This window comes from Natronorubrum sediminis, assembly GCF_900108095.1.
Classification (GTDB): Archaea; Halobacteriota; Halobacteria; order Halobacteriales; family Natrialbaceae; genus Natronorubrum; species Natronorubrum sediminis.
Map to the genome: position 1 here is coordinate 955,788 of NZ_FNWL01000001.1, position 19,425 is coordinate 975,212.

Below are 19,425 nucleotides of genomic sequence, written 5' to 3' on the forward strand. Positions count from 1 at the left end.
GATCAGAGTTCGTCGGCGGTCGCGTCGATATCGTGAGCCGCAAAGAGTGTCTCGAGATCGTAATTGGAGAACACGTTTCCACCCGTTTTCATGGTCGAGATCGTGTACTGGGAACTGGTCCGTTCGACTTCGTCGATCCCTTCGAACGAACTGATGAGGTCCTCGACGTGCTCCTGATCGGGAAGTTGTGAGATGACGATGAAGTCGGTATCGCCCATCATGAAGTACACTTGTGAGACGCCGTCGATGTTGGCGAGTTTCTCGCCGACTGTCGTGTGGTACTCCGCGTCGTATGTCGCGATTACTTCGGAGATGATCGTAATACCAAGGCCAGCCAGATCGTTGTCGAGGTCGAAGATTTCGTTTCTGATCGTCCCGTCCTCTTTCATCTTGTCGATTCGGTAATAGATAGTCGATTTGGGAATGTTCGTCTGCTCTTTGATGTCGTTTGGACTCACCGTCCCGTGGTCTGCCATCGCCTTCAGAATGCGAACGTCAGTTTCGTCCATCGATTGACAATCTGTCTAACTATTCCAAATAGTTTCGGAATTTTGCTATTTAGACACGAGAGGAATGCACGTATTTGAGAGCGTTCTGCGCAGCCACGATGACTCGAGCCTCGAGCGGCGGTAGTGTTCTCCCTCCTCGAGACGCCGCGTGCGAGTAACCGACGCGCCAACGAAGGCGCTTTAGGCGCTGAGCCGTTTTGTCTCTCCAATGAGTCAACCCACGCCCGAAGTCTACGAGCAGGGCAAGGGCATGGACGCCCACAACCAGGCAATGCGGGAGATCCGCTCGCGCAAGGAGGCGAGTTACGACCCCCACGAGCCGACCCGCGTCTGGCTCGACGAGGACAACACCCCCGACGGTGTCAAACAGAGTCTAACGATCATCCTCAACACTGGCGGTTGTCGCTGGGCCCGCGCCGGCGGCTGTACGATGTGTGGCTACGTCGCCGAGAGCGTCGACGGCGGCAGCGTCTCCCACGAGGCACTGATGGACCAGATCGACGTCTGTCTCGCACACGAGACAGAACACGGCGACGAGCCGGCGGATCTGATCAAGATCTACACCTCCGGATCGTTCCTCGACGAACGCGAGGTCGGCGCAGAGACTCGAAAAGCGATCGGTGAGACCTTCGCGGATCGGGAGCGCATCGTCCTCGAGTCCCTCCCCGACTTCGTCGACCGCGAGAAGATCGGCGACTTCACCCGCCACGGTATCGACACTGACATCGCGATCGGCCTCGAGACGGCCACGGACCGCGTGCGCCACGACTGCGTGAACAAGTACTTCGACTTCGCGGATTTCGAAGACGCCTGCGCGGAGGCCGTCGCGGCCGACGAGGCTTCGGGTGACGCCGAATCCGAAGCCAGTGGCGCAACGGCTGGCATCAAGGCCTACCTCCTGATGAAGCCGCCGTTCCTCACGGAATCCGAAGCCGTCGAAGACATGATCTCCTCCATCGAACGCTGCGCCGACGTCAAGGGCTGTCACACCGTCTCGATGAACCCGTGTAACGTCCAGCGCTACACGATGGTCGACGAACTCTACTTCAACGACGGCTACCGCCCGCCGTGGCTCTGGTCGGTCGCCCACGTACTCGAGGAAACAGCCGATATCGACGCCATCGTCGTCTCGGACCCCGTTGGGCACGGTTCCGACCGCGGCCCGCACAACTGCCAGGAGTGTGACGACCTCGTCCAGAAGGCAATCAAGGACTTCGGCCTCCGACAGGACCCGACCGTCTTCGAGCAGGTCTCCTGTGAGTGTGAGGCGACGTGGGAGGTCGTCATGGAACGCGAACGGAGTTTCAACCAGCCATTGACGCGGTGACGAAGGGGGGTGTTCGACGGAGTAGGCGGTACCACAGCCGGCTATTCGACATGCAAGTAGCGAAACAGTTACGGCGAACTACTGTCTGGTCTCGACAGTGACCACGACAGAACGATACCGTTCTCACCTGAAGACGTCGGTGGCGGCCACCGTCGGCTGTCTCGCCGTCGTCGCGGTCGTGACCACGGTTACGGGCAGGGGCCTCACGTTCGTCGCCGACGCGTTGTTCGTCCTCGCGATGGGGTGTTTTGGGATTACCGTCGTCTTGACCCGGCCGTCCGTCTCGCGGCGGCGGACGATTCAACGAGCGGAAGCGGCCGATGAGTCCACTGGCGACGACCGTGAACCCGACGACGGACGGTCGCGAGCGCGGGATCCGAACGCCCAGTTTCACGCGGGCATCCGACTGGGACTCGTCGCGACGACGTTACTCTGCGTGTCGTTGTTCGTTCAGTACGCACCCCTTCGGTGAACCGCGCTGGCGAACTGTGGCTTCGCCGACCGACTCGCCCCCGAGAGACAAGGTGTGTATTTTGAGAGAGGTGTACTGCGAATGCACGATACAGATAGTGAACGAACAGTATCGTTCACCAATGGATGATTTAGCACTGAGTGTAACTATACTTGTAAAGCTACATTCGTGGAAAGTGTTATGTAATACCACACCAATTGTTGCTCGTGCGATCCGAAAGCAAGTTAACAGGTAACAAGCGGCGAACAGTGCTGAAGTCGATAGCGGCTGGTGGTGTTGCGTTTCTAGCGGGTTGTGTCGGGGACTCTCCAGAGGACTCAGACACGAAGCACTGGATCGGTGCCCAGGGAAGCGAAGCTCCGAACTACAACGTGTTCCGCATCACGGACACGACGTCCGGAGACCGGGTCACTCGCGTCATGGACCCGGCGTACGTGTTCGACGAGAACGACGAGTTCGTGCCTCGATTGATTCGGGACTACGAGGTCAACGACGACTACACCGAGTGGACGTTCACGCTCACCGAGCACGGCGAGTGGTCCGATCCCTACGGAGCGATGACCGCCGAGGACTGGGTATACTCGATCACCGAGATCCTCCAAGGTGAAGACAACTGGGCCAACGCCTCGATGGCCGACGACTGGCGAATGTCCGTCGACGAGGTCCCGGACGGGTTCGAAGCGGCCGACGAAGACGGCGAGCAGGCCTGGTTCAACGTCGAGGAGACCGGCGAATTCGAGTTCACGGTCGAGATGCCGCTGCCATTCCCCGGTTTCCTCGAGGAACCGATTCTCTGGGGCTTCCAGGAGGTCATCCCCAAGGACCTCGCCGAGGAGTTCGTCGAGGACCAGGACGGCGACGCGATGAACGAAGACGACGAGATTCAGGAACTGTCCTACACCGGAAACCTCGGTGCGTTCACCGTCGAGGTGCTCGAGATCGAAGCGCGAATGAATGCCACTCGCAACGACGACTACTACCTGCGAAACTACGACGGCTTCGAGGACGCTCCTTTCATCGAAGAGTGGACGTACCAGGTTATGAGCGAGGAGTCGACCCGACTGTCGGCCCTCCAGTCGGGCGAGATCACCCACTCCGGCGTTCCGCCACGTCGCGCCGAGGAGTTCGATGACGACATAGACGACGTCAACATCTTCGAGAACCCGACAGTCTACTGCCAGAGCATGTTCTACAACATGCGTGACGACGGCTGGGAGGGCCTCCAGGTCCCGGAAGTGCGTCAGGCGCTCACGATGGCCGTCGACCGGGAGGAACTCGTCGAGGAAGTCCAGTACGGGTACGCAACGGTTGCTCACACGCTTTCGCCGGAGTACTCCGATTTCTACGACAACTCCGAGGTCGTCGAGTGGGACTACGACCCGGACGCTGCCCGCCAACAACTCGAGGACAATCTCCCTAGCCCGTACGGCTACTCCGACGGCCGTGTCGTCGACGGCGACGGTGAAGAAGTCGTCCTCAACTTCGTCTTCAGCGACTCCGCGGACGACACCGAACTCACCGCTCGAATCATTCAAGAAGAGATGGACGAAATCGGTCTCGAGGTTGAACTCGACGAGGTTCCGTGGAACACGATGCTGGACGACTACCTGTACAAGGAACCCGGCGAAGCCCAGGAATGGGACTTCATGTCAGGTATCGGCCGAAACGCGTATCCCCGCGCACCCGAGGCGACGGAGGGCTTCTGGCGGCCCGGCGAGTCAGCCAACGGCTACGGCTACGACGACCCACACGGCGTCGCCGATATGCTCTCCGACGCCGCAAGGATGGCGGACGCCGACGAGCGACAGAGCCAACTCGCGGAGGTGTTTGGCATCCTCAGCGAGGACCAGCCGTGGAACTTCCTCTACTTCCCCGAGGATATCGAAGGCTACCGAGACCACGTCGAACCGAGCGAAGACTCGAGCATCGCCTGGGAGTACGACATCAACCGATGGGAGATCGAACAAGAGCAGTAACGCGGGGATCGTCTCGTTCGGTTTGAACGACCACTCTCCCCGACAACGGGGATTTCCGACATAGACATTGATATGCATTCACACGACAAATGAAAGCGTACATCGCAAAGCGCCTCGCGTGGACCGTTTTCGCGACCTGGGTCACGCTGACGATCACGTTCCTGCTTATCGACTTCTCGCCGATCTCGGCCGCTGGTGCCGAGTTCGTCGACCAGCAGGTCCAGTCAGGGATGGACGCGGACGAAGCGAGGGAACTGTACGAAGACCAACTCGGCCACGGCGACACCGTCTGGGAGCGATACACCAACTTCATGATCGGGCTGGTGACGTTCGACTGGGGGCTGTCGACGACGTACAACCAGCCGGTGACCGACGTCATCATGGGCTCTTGGATCTACTCGTTCCAGTTCGTCCTCCCGGCGACGATCATCTCGGTCGTCCTCGGATTCGCGATCGGCCTGTACTCGGCCACCCACCAGTACACGAAAGAAGACTACGCGGCGACGCTGTTCGCGTTCACGGGCGTCAGCCTACCGAACTTCTGGTTCGCGATCATGCTGATCCTGGTCGGCGGCGTCTACCTCGACTGGTTCCCCATATACTACACGACGAACGTTCCCGGGATTCTCTCCTGGGAGAACGCCCATCAGTTGATACTTCCGGTGATCGTCCTCTCGACGTCGGCGATCGCCAGCGAGATGCGCTACGCTCGGGCAGAGTCGCTCGAGTACGTCCACGCGGAGTTCGTCAAGACGGCGCGGGCGAAGGGACTCTCGGAGAACGAGGTGACCGTCAGACACATCTTCCGACCGGCGATGGTGCCGCTGATCACGATCCTCGTCGGCGACATCCTCGGCTTGCTGTTCGCCGGGGCGTACGTCATCGAGTACATCTTCCAGATACCCGGACTCGGTTTGATCAGCTACAACGCGATTATTCAGCAGGACACACCGCTCGTGCTGGCGACAGTGTTGATTCCGGTGTTTATCGCCATCATCGGCAACCTCGTACAGGATATCTGTTATACCATGCTCGATCCACGAATCGAATTCGGTGATCGCTAGTGAGTTCAGACACGCAGACGGATGCCGTTCACGACGACGTCAGCTTCGAGGACATCGACTGGGACGAGTACGGCGGCGGCGTCACGTTGACCCGGGCCCGAATCGCGGCCCTGCTTACGATGGGCGCCATCGTCGTCGGCTGGGTTCTGGACTATCTGTTTGGCCACCACCGACAGCCCCTCGTCGAGTACGATCTGGGGCCGATCGAATTTGCCCCGAATCCGGGGAACGTCGAGTGGTTGTTCGCACTCACCATCGCGGTGTTGTTCTTCTATGGAATCGTCCCCCTGTACCAGAACCCGCGGATGACGAGACACTACTGGACGGAGTTCAAGAAGAACAAAGCCGCCGTCTTGAGCCTGTTCTTCCTCGCGTTCGTCTTCCTGGTCGCGGTGTTCGGCCCGTTCGTGTTCGGACGCCCTGATATCGACGTCACGAACGCCTACGAGCCGCCGGTGTTCTATCAGTACGTCCCGGGCTGGGAGGGTGGCACGTGGGCTCACCCGTTCGGAACCATGCAGTCGGGAGAAGACATCCTGCAGGTCGTCGTCATCGGCGCTCGCGTGAGCATGATGGTCGGCCTCATCGGCTGTCTGATGATCATCGCGCTCGCGAGCGCCGTCGGAACGACGGCCGCCTACTTCGGCGGACTGGTCGACGAGGTGCTGATGCGGTTCGTCGACATCATGCTCACGTTCCCGACGTTCTTCCTCATCCTGTTCGTCGTCTACCTCTACGGCGGCGACCTGTTCACGATCATCGTGATCCTCGGACTGACGACGTGGACGGCAACCTCGAGAATCGTCCGCTCGGAAGCGCTCCAGCGCAACGAGGAGGCGTACATCGACGCGGCGAAGAACGTCGGTGCGAGCGAGCGCTGGATCATCACGCGCCACCTCGTGCCGAACGTCTCGAACACGATCATCACCGCGGCGACGCTCGTCATCCCGTCGCTAATCCTTTACGAGGCGGTGTTGGCGTTCCTCGGCTTCGGCGATCCGAACGTCTGGTCGTGGGGGCGGGCGATCTCCGTCGGTCGGGGCGACCTCCAGAATGCCTGGTGGGTCTCGACGATCCCCGGCGTGTTCTTGTTCCTGACGGTACTGGCGTTCAACTTCCTCGGCGACGCGTTGCGAGACGCGCTCGACCCTCGACACCAATAACGATGACCGACGAACCACTACTGTCCATCCAAGACGTACAAACCTACTTCCACACCGACGACGGTCTCGTCAGAGCGGTCGACGGCGTTAGCTTCGATGTCGACCGCGGCGAGACCGTCTGCGTCGTCGGTGAGAGCGGGTCTGGAAAGTCCGTGACGTGCGAAACGGTGACGCAACTGATCCCGATGCCGCCCGGCGAGATCGCCGGCGGCGAGGTGTACTTCGACGGCGTAGACATGACCGCGCTCCCCGACGACGAGTTGCGCGAACTGCGCGGCGGCCGGATCGGTCACGTCTTCCAGAACCCACAGGGGGCGCTCAACCCCGTCTACACCGTCGGCTACCAGATTCGGGAGGCGATCGACGCCCACCACGACGTCTCGAAGGCGGAGGCTCGCCAGCGGGCGGTCGACCTCCTCGAGGCCGTCGGCATCCCCGAGGCCGCGACTCGCGTCGACGACTACCCCCACGAGTTCTCCGGCGGGATGAAACAGCGCGTCGTGATCGCGATGGCGCTGGTCTGCGAGCCGGATCTGCTGATCGCCGACGAGCCGACGACGGCACTCGACGTGACGATCGAAGCCCAGATCCTCGACCTCTTTCGCGACCTCCAAGACGAGTACGACATGGGCATCGTGTTCGTGACCCACGACCTCGGCGTCGTCGCCGAGATCGCCGACACGGTCGTCGTCATGTATGCGGGGAAAGTGATGGAATCCGGGTCGGTCGAGGACATCTTCGAGAATCCGGCTCACCCCTACACGAAGGCACTACTCGAGTGTCTCCCCGGCCAGTCGAATCTGGAGCCGATTCCCGGGAGCCTCCCAAGCACGACCGATCCGCCGGATGGCTGTCGGTTCCACGACCGGTGTGAGTACGCCACCGAGGAGTGTCGTGTCGGCGAGCAACCGCCGCTGTACGAGATTGGCGACGAACACCAGGTGTCCTGTATCCACTGGCGCGACGATATCGACGAACTCCCCGATCCGGCGGAGGTCCACGATGCGACCGTCAGCTTGGAAGGTGAACTATGAGCCCCGGTCGAGCCCTGCTCGAGGTCGACGGCCTCAAGAAACACTTCCCGATGACTCGAGGTGTGATGAAAGAAGAGATCGGCCGGGTACGGGCCGTCGACGGGATCTCCTTCGAGGTCGAGGCGGGCGAGACGTTCGGTATCGTCGGCGAATCCGGCTGTGGCAAGTCGACGGCAGCCCGATCTATCCTTCGTCTCGACGATCCGACGGACGGCGCCGTTCGGTTCGACGGCCGCGACATTACCGAGTACGGCCGAACGGAGCTCAAGCGCTTCCGTCGGGAAGCGCAGATGATCTTCCAGGACCCCGACTCGAGTTTCGATCCGCGTATGAGCATCGGCGAGTCGATCGCCGAACCGCTGATCGTCCACGGGATGACAGACCGCGAGCTTCGCCGGTCAATCATCGAGAAACTCCTCGTCCGCGTCGGGTTGCAGGCAGACGACATCGACCGGTACCCACACGAGTTCTCCGGCGGGCAGAAACAGCGAATCGGGCTCGCTCGAGCGCTCGTGTTGAATCCGCGGCTGCTCGTCGCGGACGAACCGGTCAGCGCGCTCGACGTCTCGATTCAGGCGGAGATCCTCAAGCTTATGGAGGACCTGCAGGCGGAATTCGGTCTGAGCATCCTGCTCATCAGCCACAATCTCGGCGTCGTTCGACACATCTGCGATCGCGTCGGAGTCATGTACCTCGGGGAACTCGTGGAGGTCGGGCCCACAGAAGATCTCTTCTCGAACCCGGAGCATCCCTACACGCGTGCGCTCATCTCGGCGATTCCCTCGACTGACCTCTCGGAGCGGGGAGAACGGGTTCGACTCAAGGGGTCCGTCCCCGATCCCGCGAATCCACCACGCGGCTGTCGGTTCCACACCCGCTGTCCCGAGGTCGTCCCTCCGGACGAGTACGACGTCGACCAGTCGACCTGGCGATCCCTGCTCGACTTCAAACAACGGGTCGAAGACGGGATGGAGATCGACGGGCTCTACGAATTCCTCTATCCCGAAGAACCACTCGACGAGAACGAGGTTCCCGAGGAACTACCCGTCGATGCGGTCGAGAATGCGCTCCGGTCGGAGTACGAACTCGATGCCCGAATCGAGGACGCCGAGGCCGAGTCAGTCTTCGAACGCACGGCCGAACGGCTCGCGGCCGGCGACGGCGAGGCGGCACGCGAGTTGCTCGACGAGGAGTTTACAACAGTCTGTCAACGGTCGAAGCCAAAACTCCGCACGGAGCAGAACGGTCACCGAGTCGCCTGCCACCTCGTCGGCGAGTCGACGGCCCGCGAGGAACTGGCGGCGGAGACGACGGGAACGACCGACTGAACGAGCCGACCACCGCGAGTGACGGTCGACGATGCTTGTTTCGAACGTTTTCAGTCGACGGCAATGGTCGTGACCGTTCCGACGACTCACGGAGATCACCCGTCCCACGGCGTCGCTCACGTCGGATCCGACGGAGACGAGACGTGTTTCAGATTCCGTGTACCCTCACCTTTGGACTCATCCTCGTCGACGAACCGTCACGCCAGTACTGTTTGAGCCAACGCAGAAACGGAGTGGTCCCGGGAACCGCCACGAGTCGCCACCAAATTCGCCGAGAACTCCCGATAGCGTGCTACTACGCACCAGGTTCGACCGCCTCGAATCCGCGAAGGACACCCTGTCCATCGGTCCGTCCGACGTCGGGCAACGTCGCACGTTCCGGGTGGGGCATCAACACGGCGACCGTCTCTCGATCACCGAGAATGCCCGCGACGTTGTGCTTCGAGCCGTTCGGATTCGCGTCCGCACTCGGCTCGCCGTTCTCGTCGCAGTACCGAAAGAGCACGCGGCCGTCGTCCTCGAGCGCCTCGAGTCGTTCCTCGCTGATCTCGTAGCGACCCTCTCCGTGAGCGATCGGAATCTCGATGACGTCGCCCTCCTCGTAGGCTGCCGTCCACGGCGTATCCGCGCGCTCGACGCGGAGGAAGACGTGTTCACACTGGAAGCGAGCGCGCTCGTTCGTCGTAAACGCGCCGTCGGTGAGTCCGGACTCACAGCCGACTTGTGCGCCGTTACAGACGCCGAGGACGGGCGTGCCGTCGGCCGCCGCTTCGCGCACCTCGTCCATAATGGGCGAACGCGCCGCCATCGCACCCGCGCGCAAGTAATCGCCGTAGGAGAACCCACCCGGCAGGACGATGCCCGACGTGTTCTCCGGAAGCCCATCTTCGTGCCAGACGATGTCGGCCTCGATGTCGAGGTGAGAGAGCGCGCGCTCGGCGTCTCGGTCGCAGTTCGAGCCGCCAAAGCGGATGATCGAAACGGTCATCTACCGCTCGTCGACCTCCACGTCGTAGTCGTGGATGGTCGGGTTCGCGAGCAGGCGTTTCGCCATCTCGCTCGCGCGCTCGCTCGCGTTCTCGGGCGATTCGGCCTCGAGGTCGATCTCGAAGCGATCCGCCGAACGGAGATCCTCGAGGTCGAAATCGAGCCGCTCGAGGGCTTGCTTGGTGGTCTCGGCCTCGGGGTCGAGGACGCCGTGTTTGAGTCGGACGGTCACCGTCGCGGTGTAGGCGCTCATCACGTGAAACCCCGTAACCGTGCTCAAAAACGCTTTCGGGTTTGCTCGGTGATACACGAACGTGGATACTGTCGCCGTGGGCGACTGTTGGCTGCCTCGAGTCCGCCCTCAAACTAACTGCCGAAGGAACGACGAGAGGCGGTAGCCCAGTGACTGATTTCTGTACCCCGTCCAGCCGCGGATGCCACCAGCGAGCGTGAGCGCGTCGTAGCCTTCCGACTCGAGGAGGTCGGTCGCCTTCGTCGCGACGACGCCGGCTTTACAGACCGTGACGACGGGCCGGTCGTCCGGGATCTCCGAAAGCGAGTCGCGAAGGGCGGCCTCGTCGCCGCGTCGCAAATCGTCGTACACGGGGACGTTGTGGCTTCCGTCGATGGACCCGCGCTCGTAGGCATCGCTCGGACGGATATCGAGAACGGACGGCGGGTCGTCGCTCGAGAGTCGCTCCTCGAGTTCCGAGGGACTGATCTTGCTCATGAGTCACACTTGTGAGCACACAGCCAAAACAGTGCGGATAGCGCATAACTCGCCGGCTGGAAACGGGAGTCGATGTGGAGACGCGCGAGACCCGAGTTAGTCGGCCGGGATAGCCTGGTTTCTGACCGCGGCGATCGCAGGTGCCAGCCGATCCGCCGCTCGACGCGCGCCAGCGATGTTGCCCGCCAGCGGGCCGACGGTACCCGCCGCCAGGGCACCAGTGACGAATAGTGACGAGGGCTGGCCGTCGGTTCGAGTCCACGCCAGCGTCTCGTCGTCGAGAACTGGCATCCCTCGATGCCCTCGCTCGAGGGCGAGTTCGTCGGCCACGCGGTCGACGAACGGGTGCTCGAAGACGGGGTCGAATCCGGTCGCCAACACGGCACGATCGGCGGAGAGACAGCCGCCGTCTGCGAGAAAGAGCCGGACGCGGCCGTCGCAGTCGACCGCGCGAGCCGAGCGAACGTCGCCGCGTCGGACCGAGAGCGACTCGTCCTCGCGGGCCGTCTCGAGGCGCTCGAACAGCGTGGGCGGAATCGTCCCATCGTTTCGCGCCTCGCTGACGGTCTCGAGTCGCTCGCGCGATCCCGGCGGGTGTCGGTGGAGGTGTCGGCCGATGTGGTTCCAGTTGATCCAGCGCGGGTCGGCTTCGATCGCTGCGGTCTCGAGTTCGTGTCGTGGACAGAGCGTGACCGATTCCCTGGGGGCGAGACAGGTCGCGAGTTGGGCCGCGGTGATTCCGCCGCCGACGACGACGGTCTCGTCGACGGATCGCTCCGGATCGAAATCGCTCCAAACGTGCGTGATCGAGTCGACGCCCTCGGCCCACTCGGGTTCGCGATAGCGGCCGCCGTGACCGATCGCCAGTACGCAAGAGCGGGTTCGGATTCGGCCATTGAGCCCTGAACCCGCCGCTCGGTCTTCGGCCGTCGTCTCGAGAACGAGGTGCCCATCGCCTCGGTTCGACCGGCGAATTGAGTCGACGGTCGCTCGCCGGTGGAGCGACGAGAGATTCGCGCGTTCGATCACGTAGTCTGCGTAATCCAGGAACAACGACAGCGTCGGTCGACGCGGATAACCCGGCGTCGGCCGGAGTTCGTCCTCGCGGTCGTGGCCTTCGGCGAAGCTCTCGAGGCCGAACGGCTCGGTGCCGACGTGGTGGACGAACGTCGATCGGAGTTCGTCCATGTCGCAAGCTGCTGCCTTCCGGCGAAACGACGCGAGCAGCCGTTCGTTCGGGTCGACGATCAGGAGATCCTCGCGCTCGAGGTCGGTCTCCTCGAGGACCTGTTGACAGCAGTAGGTACCGTGGATGCCACCGCCGACAATGACGCACTCGTACATGGACGCCCGGTACGCCGCGTTATTACTTTAGTTCTTTGTGTTGTTAACTACTGGTATTTGTGAACCCCGAATTCACAGACTGGGCGCTGCGTTCAGTGTGAACCCTCGAGCGATTTCGCGTTTGGTACGCCTGTGGCGAACTCGAGCGGTCCGCCGAGTGACCCACCGACGGCAGAGTTAGAACACCAATTGGCCGCCCCAGGCGATGGCGAGTGCGAATCCGACCGCGGCGGCGGCCTGCCGGGCGAGCATCGTCGCGACGAATCGGATCGAGACCTCCCGTGCGATCGTAATAGCGGTGACGAGACAGGGAAGCAAGACCCCGGCGAGGTAGACGGCGACCAGCACCTCGAGCGCCGAGAGCGAGGCGACCCCCGTCGTGTCCGCGGTGAGCAGCGCGATGCCGTCCTTGCGGATCGCCGCGAAGACGACCGGCAACGCGGTCTCGGCGGGCAGTCCAAACACGGCCATCGCCGGCTCGAGAACGGTCCCGAATCGCTCGAGCGCGCCGACGTACTCTAAGAGCGCGGCGACGACGCAGATTCCCGCGAAGACGGGGAGTGCCGTCGTGAGGAAACTCGCGAGCGACCGACGCGCCTCGCGCCAGATCGCACGAGGTCGGGGCCACTCGAGAAACGTTCGGCGGCTGACGGCGAGATCGGTCGTTCGGGCCTCGAGTGGCGCAATCAGGCGAACGTAGAGGAGCGTCGTCGCGACGAGAATTGCGAGATAGGGGCCGACGAGCCAGGGCATGCCGACGGCGGCGAAGACGGCGAGGGTGGCGGGGAACTGGTAGGAACACGCCGACCCGAACGAGATGGCCGAGATCGTCGTACAGCGCGTGCAGTCCGAGCAGCCGCGGGTACTCGTCACCGCTGGGACGTTACAACCGAATCCCATGACGACTCGAACGAGGTCTCGCCCGGTGAGTCCAATCCGGCGCATAACCGGGTGAAGCGCCGTCGTGACGCGCATCGTCAGCCCACTCGCCGAGTACGCACCCATGAACAGGGCGAAGATGAGCATGGTCGGCAGCGCCCAGACGAACAGGAACGGCCCCATCGCGAGCAGGCCGTACTCACCGCCCAGCACGGCCGCGAGCGGTCCCGGCAGTGACGTCGCGTACGCGATTGGTCCCTCGAGTGCGCTGTCGACGAGCGGGTCGAGTTCTCCAGCGACGGTGTTCGCGAACCAGACGGCGACCAGCGCGGGCAATACGAGGACGAGTGCACCCGCCATCGGGCCGAGGTACGGACGGTCGAAGACCCGTTTTCGTGGGTCGATTTCCCAGTCCGCCCGGACAGCAGTCTCGGCGGGGAACTCACCCGCGTGCTCGAGCGCGGTGATCACGTCGCGACCGTCCGCAGTCCGCCCCGACCCGTCCGTCGTTCCCACACCGCCTCCCGCTCGGACCCCACCGTCCGCCGCGACGCGGCCGAGACGTCGCGCATCGACGGGCATCACGGGAACGCCGAGGTCGGCCTCGAGGGACGCGACGACACCGCTGGCCTCGTCGATCGACTCGACTTTGTCCCAGTGAGTGACGACTACTGCACCCACCCGTCCCTGCACGAGCGGAAGCAAGTCGGCGAGATCCCGGTCGAGATCCGTCGCGGGGACGACGAGAACGACCGTCGCCGCACACTCGAGGGCGGCGAGCGCGTCTCGAGTCGTTTTCGTGTCCGCGTCGAGGGTGATTCCGGGCGTATCGACCACCTCGAGGGAGTCACTTCGATGGCCGTCGCGGCCGGAGCCGCGTCCGTCAACCCAGCCGCGAGCGCCGACTTCCCGACGCTCTCTTTGCCGATCAGGACGACGCGGTCGCGATTCGTTCCAGTCATTCAGCGTCGCTCCTCGTCGTTCTCGGGACCTGTCGTCCTCAGCGACCCTCGTTTCACTCGAGCGGTACAGGCTGTCTCTTGGATCATTCGTGACCGCATCTCAAACGCACACTTAATAATTCTACTGCTATAGATAATAACTACTATTAGTACAGAGTCAATATTGTTAATCGAATGCCCGATAACTCGATTCCCGTCACGGTACTATCCGGGATACTCGGTGCGGGGAAAACGACCGTTCTGAACCACGTCCTCCGCGAGAGCGGCGAGAGAGAGCTCGCCGTTCTCGTCAACGACATGGGTGAGGTGAACGTGGACGCCGAACTCGTCGCCGAGTCTTCGGATATCGCGGACGAAGACGAAGAGCTCGTCGAACTTTCGAACGGCTGTATCTGCTGTGAACTCCGCGGCGACTTACTCGACGCCATCGGCGAACTCACTCGAGCGCGCGAGTTCGACGCCATCGTCGTCGAGTCGACCGGCGTCGCCGAGCCCCTTCCCGTCGCCCAGACGCTGACGCTCGGATTCGATCAGGCCGACCTCGATCCGACCGAGTTCTACGAGGAGACCGGCATCGAGCCACTCGAGGGCTGTCACCTCGATACGGCCGTCACAGTCGTCGACGCCCACCAGTTCCAGACGGCGATGGAATCAGACGAACTGCTCGACGACGACGGGACCGAGAAGCACCTCGGCGACCTCGTCGTCGAACAGGTCGAGTTCTGTGACGTCCTCCTCCTGAACAAGTGCGACCTCGTCGACGACGACACGCTCGCGGAAATCGAAGCGACGCTCGAGGTGCTCCAGCCGCGCGCCGGAATCGTTCGCACCGAACACGGCCGCGTAGACCCGACACACCTCGTCGACACTGGCCGGTTCGACTTCGACGCCGCCAGCCAGTCTGCGGGCTGGATCCGCGAACTCGAGGAGCCCCACGCGTCGGCCGAGGAAGAACACGGCGTCACCTCGTTCGTCTTCGAGGCGCGCCGGCCGTTTCATCCCGAGCGTTTCGCCGACCTCCTCGATAGATTCCCCGACGCAGTCGTTCGAGCGAAAGGTCACTTCTGGATCGCGAGTGGCGGGGACGAACGGAGCGAGTCCTCGAGTGAGCGAACGAGGGCTGCGGGGTCCGAGCAACGCGAGGACCCCGGTGAAGAGAGCGGTGCAACCGCGAACGCGGAACGGATCGTGAGCCGCGAGGACGAGGCGTTTACGTTCAACGTGGCCGGGCAGTCGATCCGCGTCGGCCCCGGCGGGCGATGGGTCGATTCACTCCCGGCCGAGGAGCGTCGCGAGCACCTTGAGGAGAATTCCGAACTCGAGGCCCACTGGCACGAGCGCTGGGGTGATCGCAATACACGACTCGTCGTCATCGGCACCGAGATGGATCACGACTCGCTTCGAGCCGACCTCCGTGCGTGTCTGGCTACCGACGACGAACTGGCGTCCGACTCGACGTTCGAGGATCGGTTCCCGACGTTCGAGCCACCAGAAGCCGATCTCGAGGCCGAAACCGAAGCAGACACCGATGGCAGCGAGATGGCGGACCGACCCGAGAACGACGACCAGCGTGAGCACGCACACGACCGCACGGAGGAACTCGGCATTGCAGACTGACTCACTCCCACGATGACCGACGGAAACACCGACGGCGAAACCGAGCCAGACGCCAGCTCCAACAGTACCGGTAGTACTGATAGTACCAATAGGACCGAGAGGATGCACTCGAGGACGGCTTCCGAGCCAACGTCGCCGGATGGCGACGTGTCGCCGTGTTATCAGGCGTACGTCGAGCGAAACGAAACGCGTCCCGACACCTGTACCATCTACTCGTCGGTGACGGCCGCCACGCTCGAGGAGACGTGGATCCGGGCAACCGGTTCGGCGTTCGTCTCTCGAGACGAAATTCGATAGCCGGGGACGTATCGAACACAGAACAGCCAACGCGACGAACCCTACAGCCAACCCAACGAACCCTACAGCCAACCCAACGAACTCAGCAGCCAACCCAACGAATCCACGATGTCAACGCCATTCCAGACCGCCGTCAAATCAGCTGTCCACCACACCACCCGCCGTGAGGCCATCGATAGGCTGGCCGAACGGGACGAACACAGAAATCTCGCGTTGCTCGTCCAGATGGGCGGCCTTCGCGGGGAGTTTCGCCGTCAGGCACTCGAGTGCCTGAACGATCGGAACGCGAGTAACGAACTCGAGGAACTGGCCGAGGATACGACGCTCGAGCCGTCGTTGCAGCGTCGAGCGGCGGACCTCGTCTGAGCACATTCAAGACGCCGGCGATGTACCGGCCGTCCTTTTTAAGAGTGTCTGTCATAGACACGCACGATGTCCTATAACTGCTCGAACTGCGACGAATCGTTCCGATCCGCTGCCGGTGTGACCCAGCACGTCGCACTGCACCACAACACCTGCGCCGTCTGCGACGACTCGTTCACCGAAACCGACGAGCTTCGCGAGCACATACACACGACGCACTAACAGTCGGCCGACGGTCACCCCTCGCCGACTTCGCTGTTTCCGTCACTTTCGCGCCTTCGCAGCCGTCGCTGTCGTCGCTACTGTCGTAACGTCTTCGGCGAGTGTGAAATCCGGGTCAACAGTCGCGGTTTCGGTCCGCTCGAGACTCGAGGCTCCTAGCAGTCACAGTACGACGGTTCACAGCACTCGAGGTCCTCGATGAACATCCGTTTCTCGCGATAGGCATCGAGTGGAGTCGTGTCGACCTCGAGTCGGTCACCAATGGCCTCGGCGACGACGGCGAAGCGCTGGCGGAACTTGTAGATGAAACAAAACTGCTGGCCCTCGTGAGCGACCTGCGGGCCGACGAGGAACAGGCCGGACGTCGCAGTCGATTCATCCTGGTCGGTGAGTTCGGGGAATCCGTGTTCGTCGACCTCGAACAGGTCGTCGACGAGCGTGAGACCCCCCTCGAACCCTGTCGAGAGAACCGGTGGCGTGCGCGAGTGAATCCGATCCCCGTCGTCGGTGACCACCGCGTAGCCAGCGCGCTCGACGGTCGAACCGGGCGTCTCAGGTCCGTCAGACGGGTCAGTTCGCGTCCCGACCCTCGCTTGACTCGAGAAATCCGTACCCGTTTCCTCGCGTTCGATTCGCTCGACGCGAGCGTCGGTGACGAGGGTTATCGGCTGCTCGGCGTCGAGTGCGGCCTCGAGTCGGTCCGTCGTTCGCGGGGAGAGAACCTCACTGGGGTCGGGGCTGCGATACTGCCACGGGCCGTCGGGATCTACGACGGTGACGGAGAGGCCGGCATCCGCCAACCCGAGTGCAGCGTCGATACCACTCTCTGCGCCGCCGACGATCACGACATCGTCAGCAGTCGGGGCGCTGACACCAGCGCCGTCGGCCGCAAGCGACGTCGCTTCGGGTTGGGAGGACACGGACGGCGTCGACTCCGTCACAGTCCGGTCGCTTTCGTCCGGCGAACCGCCCTCGCCCGGCCACTGATCAGCGTGGGCCGTCCACGAATCGATCGTCGACACGTGAATCGCATCGGACGCGCCGGGGATCGGCCCACTCGAGGGATACTGGTACTGTCCCGCTGCCCAGACGACGGACGCAGCCTCGAGTCGACCCTCGCTCGTCTCGAGGGTGAACCCGTCCGCGGCTGTCGCGTCGTCTCCGTCCGATGACTCCGACGATCCGGCGTCGGGGACGACGGCCTCGACGTCGACCCCCGTCTCGATCGGGAGTTCGTGAAACTCGGCGACGGCCTCGAGGTACTCGGCGTACTGGTCGCCGGTCGGGTGCTCGCTGTCGAGGGCGAGCGCCGGCGAGGTATCGAGCGTGATCGCGTTCAAATCACGAACGCCGAACGCGTTGGCCGGAAACGACGGCGTCAACAGCTCCATTTCCGCGGGCCACTGTCGAAACGAGGCACCGATACACTCGCGCTCGAGGACGACGTATTCGACGTCGAGTCGCTCGAGTGCGACTGCCGTACCGATGCCTGCGGGTCCAGCACCGACGATCGCGACGTCGAGTGTGCGTGAAAGCGTCATTCGGTACTCGCACTAGCCGACGCGTTATTAATAAATCTATTCTAGTTATTACTAATAATTCGTAGAAGTGGACCACATCATGGTATCGTTCTATTCTCAGACTCGTCCACAGAAAGCAGGACTTTTGACCACACGTCGACTGAATCACGTAGTGATGACTACATATCCGCTCGATCGGAGGTGGCTGCGATGACGACCGATGTCACTGAAATCACCGTCATTGGAGACGACGACACCGGGCTCATCGCTCGCGTGACCAGCCTCCTCTTCGAGCGCGGCATCAACATCGAAGACCTCGATCAGGCCGTTCGCGACGGCGTCTTTCGAATGTATCTGGCCGTCGACACCGAGGAGATGGTCTGTACGAAGGAGACGCTCCGGGCGGACCTCCACGACCTCGGCGACGACCTCGGACTCGACGTGCAAGTTCGCTTCCCCGCCGACCGCGACCACCAGCGAATCGCCGTCCTCGTCACGAAAGAGAGCCACTGTCTCGAGGCGATGTTCGAGGCGTGGGCCAACGACGAACTGGGGGCAGATATCGGCGTCGTCATCGGCAACCACGACGACCTCCAGCCACTCGCCGAACATTACGACGTGCCGTTTCACGACATCGGCGACGACGGCGGCCAACAGAACGAGGACGAACTCCTCGAGTTGCTCGCCGACTACGACGTCGATCTGATCGTCCTCGCCCGGTACATGCGGATCCTCAGCCCCAACGTCGTCTTTCGCTACGAGGATCGCATCATCAACATCCACCCGTCGCTGCTGCCAGCCTTCCCCGGCGCGGAAGCCTACCGGCAGGCCGTCGAAGAGGGCGTCCGCGTGGCCGGCGTCACCGCTCACTACGTGACCACCGACCTCGATCAGGGCCCGATCATCTCCCAGCGCGCGTTCGACGTGCCCGACGACGCCGACTTGGAGGTGATGAAAAACCGAGGGCAGCCACTCGAGGCGGATGCCCTCCTCGAGGCCGTCAAACTCCACCTCAACGGCGACGTCTCGGTCCACCGCGGCCGAACCTCTGTCAGAGAGAACGGCACCGAGTACCAACTCGGCCTCCCCGAAGAACTCGAGGAGTTCACGCCGGATCGACCGGTCGACGGTATCGGCAGCGCCGTCGCGAACAACCAATAACAGGAGAGAGTAGCGCGGTTTCTACATTTGGGAGTGTCGTCGAACTCGCGTTCAGGACAGACAGAGACCGTATTGCACCTGCTCGATCATCCAACACGCGGTGGCGCGTGCTGTCGACTGGCCGAACAACGGTGAGGTCAGTCGACGACAGCACGCGAGGGATGAGTGAGCGAACGCAGTGAGGGAGCGAATCGGCTGGGGAGGACGTGGAACTCCCTCGTGTCCACGATAGCAGGTAGTCTTACTCCAGCCATTCTCTCTGCGAATGCCACACCCAACTCGCACGTGTCGTTGCCGAGCCTATCTTTTCAAGATAAGCCGATCATTTCAATATTGACCGAGAGGGGTCGTGTTGCCAATTGAAAGCCACGTTACCAACTGAAAGCCACGTTACCAACTGAAAGTACACCGAGTGGCTCCGCGAATGACGGCCACAGTCGATACATTTCGTCGGACGAAACAGATTCGTC

18 protein-coding genes and 1 pseudogene are annotated in these 19,425 nt (G+C 62.5%); 12 read left to right on the plus strand and 7 right to left on the minus strand.

The window, feature by feature from the left end; translation table 11 throughout:
• Nucleotides 1-2: 2 nt before the first annotated feature.
• On the minus strand, nt 3-509 hold the full coding sequence (locus tag BLW62_RS04720; protein ID WP_090505642.1) for an Lrp/AsnC family transcriptional regulator: 507 nt from the start codon (nt 507-509) through the stop codon (nt 3-5).
• A gap of 208 nt (nt 510-717) precedes the next feature.
• On the opposite strand from BLW62_RS04720, the gene BLW62_RS04725 reads away from it, so the two are divergent.
• From BLW62_RS04725 to BLW62_RS04755, 7 genes are all read left to right on the plus strand, one after another.
• Nucleotides 718-1,836, plus strand: coding sequence for an archaeosine biosynthesis radical SAM protein RaSEA (locus BLW62_RS04725; RefSeq protein WP_090505643.1), 1,119 nt, complete (start codon nt 718-720; stop codon nt 1,834-1,836).
• Nucleotides 1,837-1,933: 97 nt separating this feature from the next.
• A complete protein-coding gene (locus BLW62_RS04730) occupies nt 1,934-2,308 on the plus strand; it encodes a hypothetical protein (protein ID WP_090505645.1) in 375 nt (124 codons plus the stop codon).
• A 419-nt stretch (nt 2,309-2,727) separates the two neighbouring features.
• A complete protein-coding gene (locus tag BLW62_RS04735) occupies nt 2,728-4,284 on the plus strand; it encodes an ABC transporter substrate-binding protein (protein WP_139305374.1) in 1,557 nt (518 codons plus the stop codon).
• An 89-nt stretch (nt 4,285-4,373) separates the two neighbouring features.
• On the plus strand, nt 4,374-5,348 hold the full coding sequence (locus tag BLW62_RS04740) for an ABC transporter permease (protein WP_090505649.1): 975 nt from the start codon (nt 4,374-4,376) through the stop codon (nt 5,346-5,348).
• Nucleotides 5,348-6,511 (plus strand): ABC transporter permease, encoded by a 1,164-nt coding sequence (locus BLW62_RS04745; protein ID WP_090505652.1) that lies wholly within the window; start codon nt 5,348-5,350, stop codon nt 6,509-6,511. Before BLW62_RS04740 ends, BLW62_RS04745 begins: the two co-directional genes overlap by 1 nt.
• A gap of 2 nt (nt 6,512-6,513) precedes the next feature.
• Complete coding sequence (locus tag BLW62_RS04750) at nt 6,514-7,545, plus strand: ABC transporter ATP-binding protein (RefSeq protein WP_090505654.1); 1,032 nt, start codon at nt 6,514-6,516, stop codon at nt 7,543-7,545.
• A complete protein-coding gene (locus BLW62_RS04755; protein ID WP_090505656.1) occupies nt 7,542-8,873 on the plus strand; it encodes an ABC transporter ATP-binding protein in 1,332 nt (443 codons plus the stop codon). Before BLW62_RS04750 ends, BLW62_RS04755 begins: the two co-directional genes overlap by 4 nt.
• A gap of 295 nt (nt 8,874-9,168) precedes the next feature.
• On the opposite strand, the gene purQ is transcribed toward BLW62_RS04755, so the two are convergent.
• The 5 genes and pseudogenes from purQ to BLW62_RS04780 all read right to left on the minus strand — a co-directional run bounded on the left by purQ (nt 9,169) and on the right by BLW62_RS04780 (nt 13,775).
• The gene (gene purQ, locus BLW62_RS04760) at nt 9,169-9,861 is read right to left on the minus strand and encodes a phosphoribosylformylglycinamidine synthase I (RefSeq protein ID WP_090505658.1); all 693 of its coding nucleotides are present in this window, start codon (nt 9,859-9,861) and stop codon (nt 9,169-9,171) included.
• Nucleotides 9,862-10,113 (minus strand): phosphoribosylformylglycinamidine synthase subunit PurS, encoded by a 252-nt coding sequence (purS, locus tag BLW62_RS04765; protein ID WP_076579546.1) that lies wholly within the window; start codon nt 10,111-10,113, stop codon nt 9,862-9,864.
• A 108-nt stretch (nt 10,114-10,221) separates the two neighbouring features.
• On the minus strand, nt 10,222-10,590 hold the full coding sequence (locus BLW62_RS04770) for a rhodanese-like domain-containing protein (RefSeq protein ID WP_090505660.1): 369 nt from the start codon (nt 10,588-10,590) through the stop codon (nt 10,222-10,224).
• A gap of 96 nt (nt 10,591-10,686) precedes the next feature.
• Entirely contained in the window at nt 10,687-11,934 is a 1,248-nt protein-coding gene (locus BLW62_RS04775) for an FAD/NAD(P)-binding protein (RefSeq protein ID WP_090505662.1), read from the minus strand.
• A 177-nt stretch (nt 11,935-12,111) separates the two neighbouring features.
• Nucleotides 12,112-13,775, minus strand: a pseudogene (locus BLW62_RS04780) (nucleoside recognition domain-containing protein).
• A 174-nt stretch (nt 13,776-13,949) separates the two neighbouring features.
• Between BLW62_RS04780 and BLW62_RS04785 the strand changes: the two are divergent.
• The 4 genes from BLW62_RS04785 (at nt 13,950) to BLW62_RS18270 (ending at nt 16,274) form a co-directional block, all read left to right on the plus strand.
• Nucleotides 13,950-15,392: a GTP-binding protein gene (locus BLW62_RS04785; protein WP_090505664.1), complete on the plus strand. Its 1,443-nt coding sequence runs from the start codon at nt 13,950-13,952 to the stop codon at nt 15,390-15,392.
• Between the two features lie 102 nt (nt 15,393-15,494).
• Nucleotides 15,495-15,689: a DUF7511 domain-containing protein gene (locus BLW62_RS04790; protein WP_245726663.1), complete on the plus strand. Its 195-nt coding sequence runs from the start codon at nt 15,495-15,497 to the stop codon at nt 15,687-15,689.
• Nucleotides 15,690-15,797: 108 nt separating this feature from the next.
• A complete protein-coding gene (locus BLW62_RS04795) occupies nt 15,798-16,055 on the plus strand; it encodes a hypothetical protein (RefSeq protein ID WP_090505668.1) in 258 nt (85 codons plus the stop codon).
• Nucleotides 16,056-16,121: 66 nt separating this feature from the next.
• On the plus strand, nt 16,122-16,274 hold the full coding sequence (locus BLW62_RS18270; protein WP_076579561.1) for a C2H2-type zinc finger protein: 153 nt from the start codon (nt 16,122-16,124) through the stop codon (nt 16,272-16,274).
• Between the two features lie 155 nt (nt 16,275-16,429).
• Here BLW62_RS18270 and BLW62_RS04800 read toward each other — a convergent pair whose 3' ends face one another.
• Nucleotides 16,430-17,815, minus strand: a complete 1,386-nt coding sequence (locus BLW62_RS04800) for an NAD(P)/FAD-dependent oxidoreductase (protein WP_090505669.1) — start codon at nt 17,813-17,815, stop codon at nt 16,430-16,432.
• A gap of 189 nt (nt 17,816-18,004) precedes the next feature.
• Here BLW62_RS04800 and BLW62_RS04805 point away from each other — a divergent pair, with 189 nt between their 5' ends.
• Entirely contained in the window at nt 18,005-18,955 is a 951-nt protein-coding gene (locus tag BLW62_RS04805) for a formyltetrahydrofolate deformylase (RefSeq protein ID WP_090505671.1), read from the plus strand.
• Nucleotides 18,956-19,425: the final 470 nt, after the last annotated feature.

What these genes read in the sequence shown, in the direction of transcription:
- BLW62_RS04720 (WP_090505642.1), bottom strand. Translation starts at nt 509, where the DNA reads ATGGACGAAACTGACGTTCGCATTCTGAAGGCGATGGCAGACCACGGG.
- BLW62_RS04725 (WP_090505643.1), top strand. Translation starts at nt 718, where the DNA reads ATGAGTCAACCCACGCCCGAAGTCTACGAGCAGGGCAAGGGCATGGAC.
- BLW62_RS04735 (WP_139305374.1), top strand. Translation starts at nt 2,728, where the DNA reads ATGGACCCGGCGTACGTGTTCGACGAGAACGACGAGTTCGTGCCTCGA.
- BLW62_RS04740 (WP_090505649.1), top strand. Translation starts at nt 4,374, where the DNA reads ATGAAAGCGTACATCGCAAAGCGCCTCGCGTGGACCGTTTTCGCGACC.
- BLW62_RS04750 (WP_090505654.1), top strand. Translation starts at nt 6,514, where the DNA reads ATGACCGACGAACCACTACTGTCCATCCAAGACGTACAAACCTACTTC.
- BLW62_RS04755 (WP_090505656.1), top strand. Translation starts at nt 7,542, where the DNA reads ATGAGCCCCGGTCGAGCCCTGCTCGAGGTCGACGGCCTCAAGAAACAC.
- purQ (WP_090505658.1), bottom strand. Translation starts at nt 9,861, where the DNA reads ATGACCGTTTCGATCATCCGCTTTGGCGGCTCGAACTGCGACCGAGAC.
- purS (WP_076579546.1), bottom strand. Translation starts at nt 10,113, where the DNA reads ATGAGCGCCTACACCGCGACGGTGACCGTCCGACTCAAACACGGCGTC.
- BLW62_RS04770 (WP_090505660.1), bottom strand. Translation starts at nt 10,590, where the DNA reads ATGAGCAAGATCAGTCCCTCGGAACTCGAGGAGCGACTCTCGAGCGAC.
- BLW62_RS04775 (WP_090505662.1), bottom strand. Translation starts at nt 11,934, where the DNA reads ATGTACGAGTGCGTCATTGTCGGCGGTGGCATCCACGGTACCTACTGC.
- BLW62_RS04785 (WP_090505664.1), top strand. Translation starts at nt 13,950, where the DNA reads ATGCCCGATAACTCGATTCCCGTCACGGTACTATCCGGGATACTCGGT.
- BLW62_RS04790 (WP_245726663.1), top strand. Translation starts at nt 15,495, where the DNA reads ATGCACTCGAGGACGGCTTCCGAGCCAACGTCGCCGGATGGCGACGTG.
- BLW62_RS04795 (WP_090505668.1), top strand. Translation starts at nt 15,798, where the DNA reads ATGTCAACGCCATTCCAGACCGCCGTCAAATCAGCTGTCCACCACACC.
- BLW62_RS18270 (WP_076579561.1), top strand. Translation starts at nt 16,122, where the DNA reads ATGTCCTATAACTGCTCGAACTGCGACGAATCGTTCCGATCCGCTGCC.
- BLW62_RS04800 (WP_090505669.1), bottom strand. Translation starts at nt 17,815, where the DNA reads ATGACGCTTTCACGCACACTCGACGTCGCGATCGTCGGTGCTGGACCC.
- BLW62_RS04805 (WP_090505671.1), top strand. Translation starts at nt 18,005, where the DNA reads ATGACGACCGATGTCACTGAAATCACCGTCATTGGAGACGACGACACC.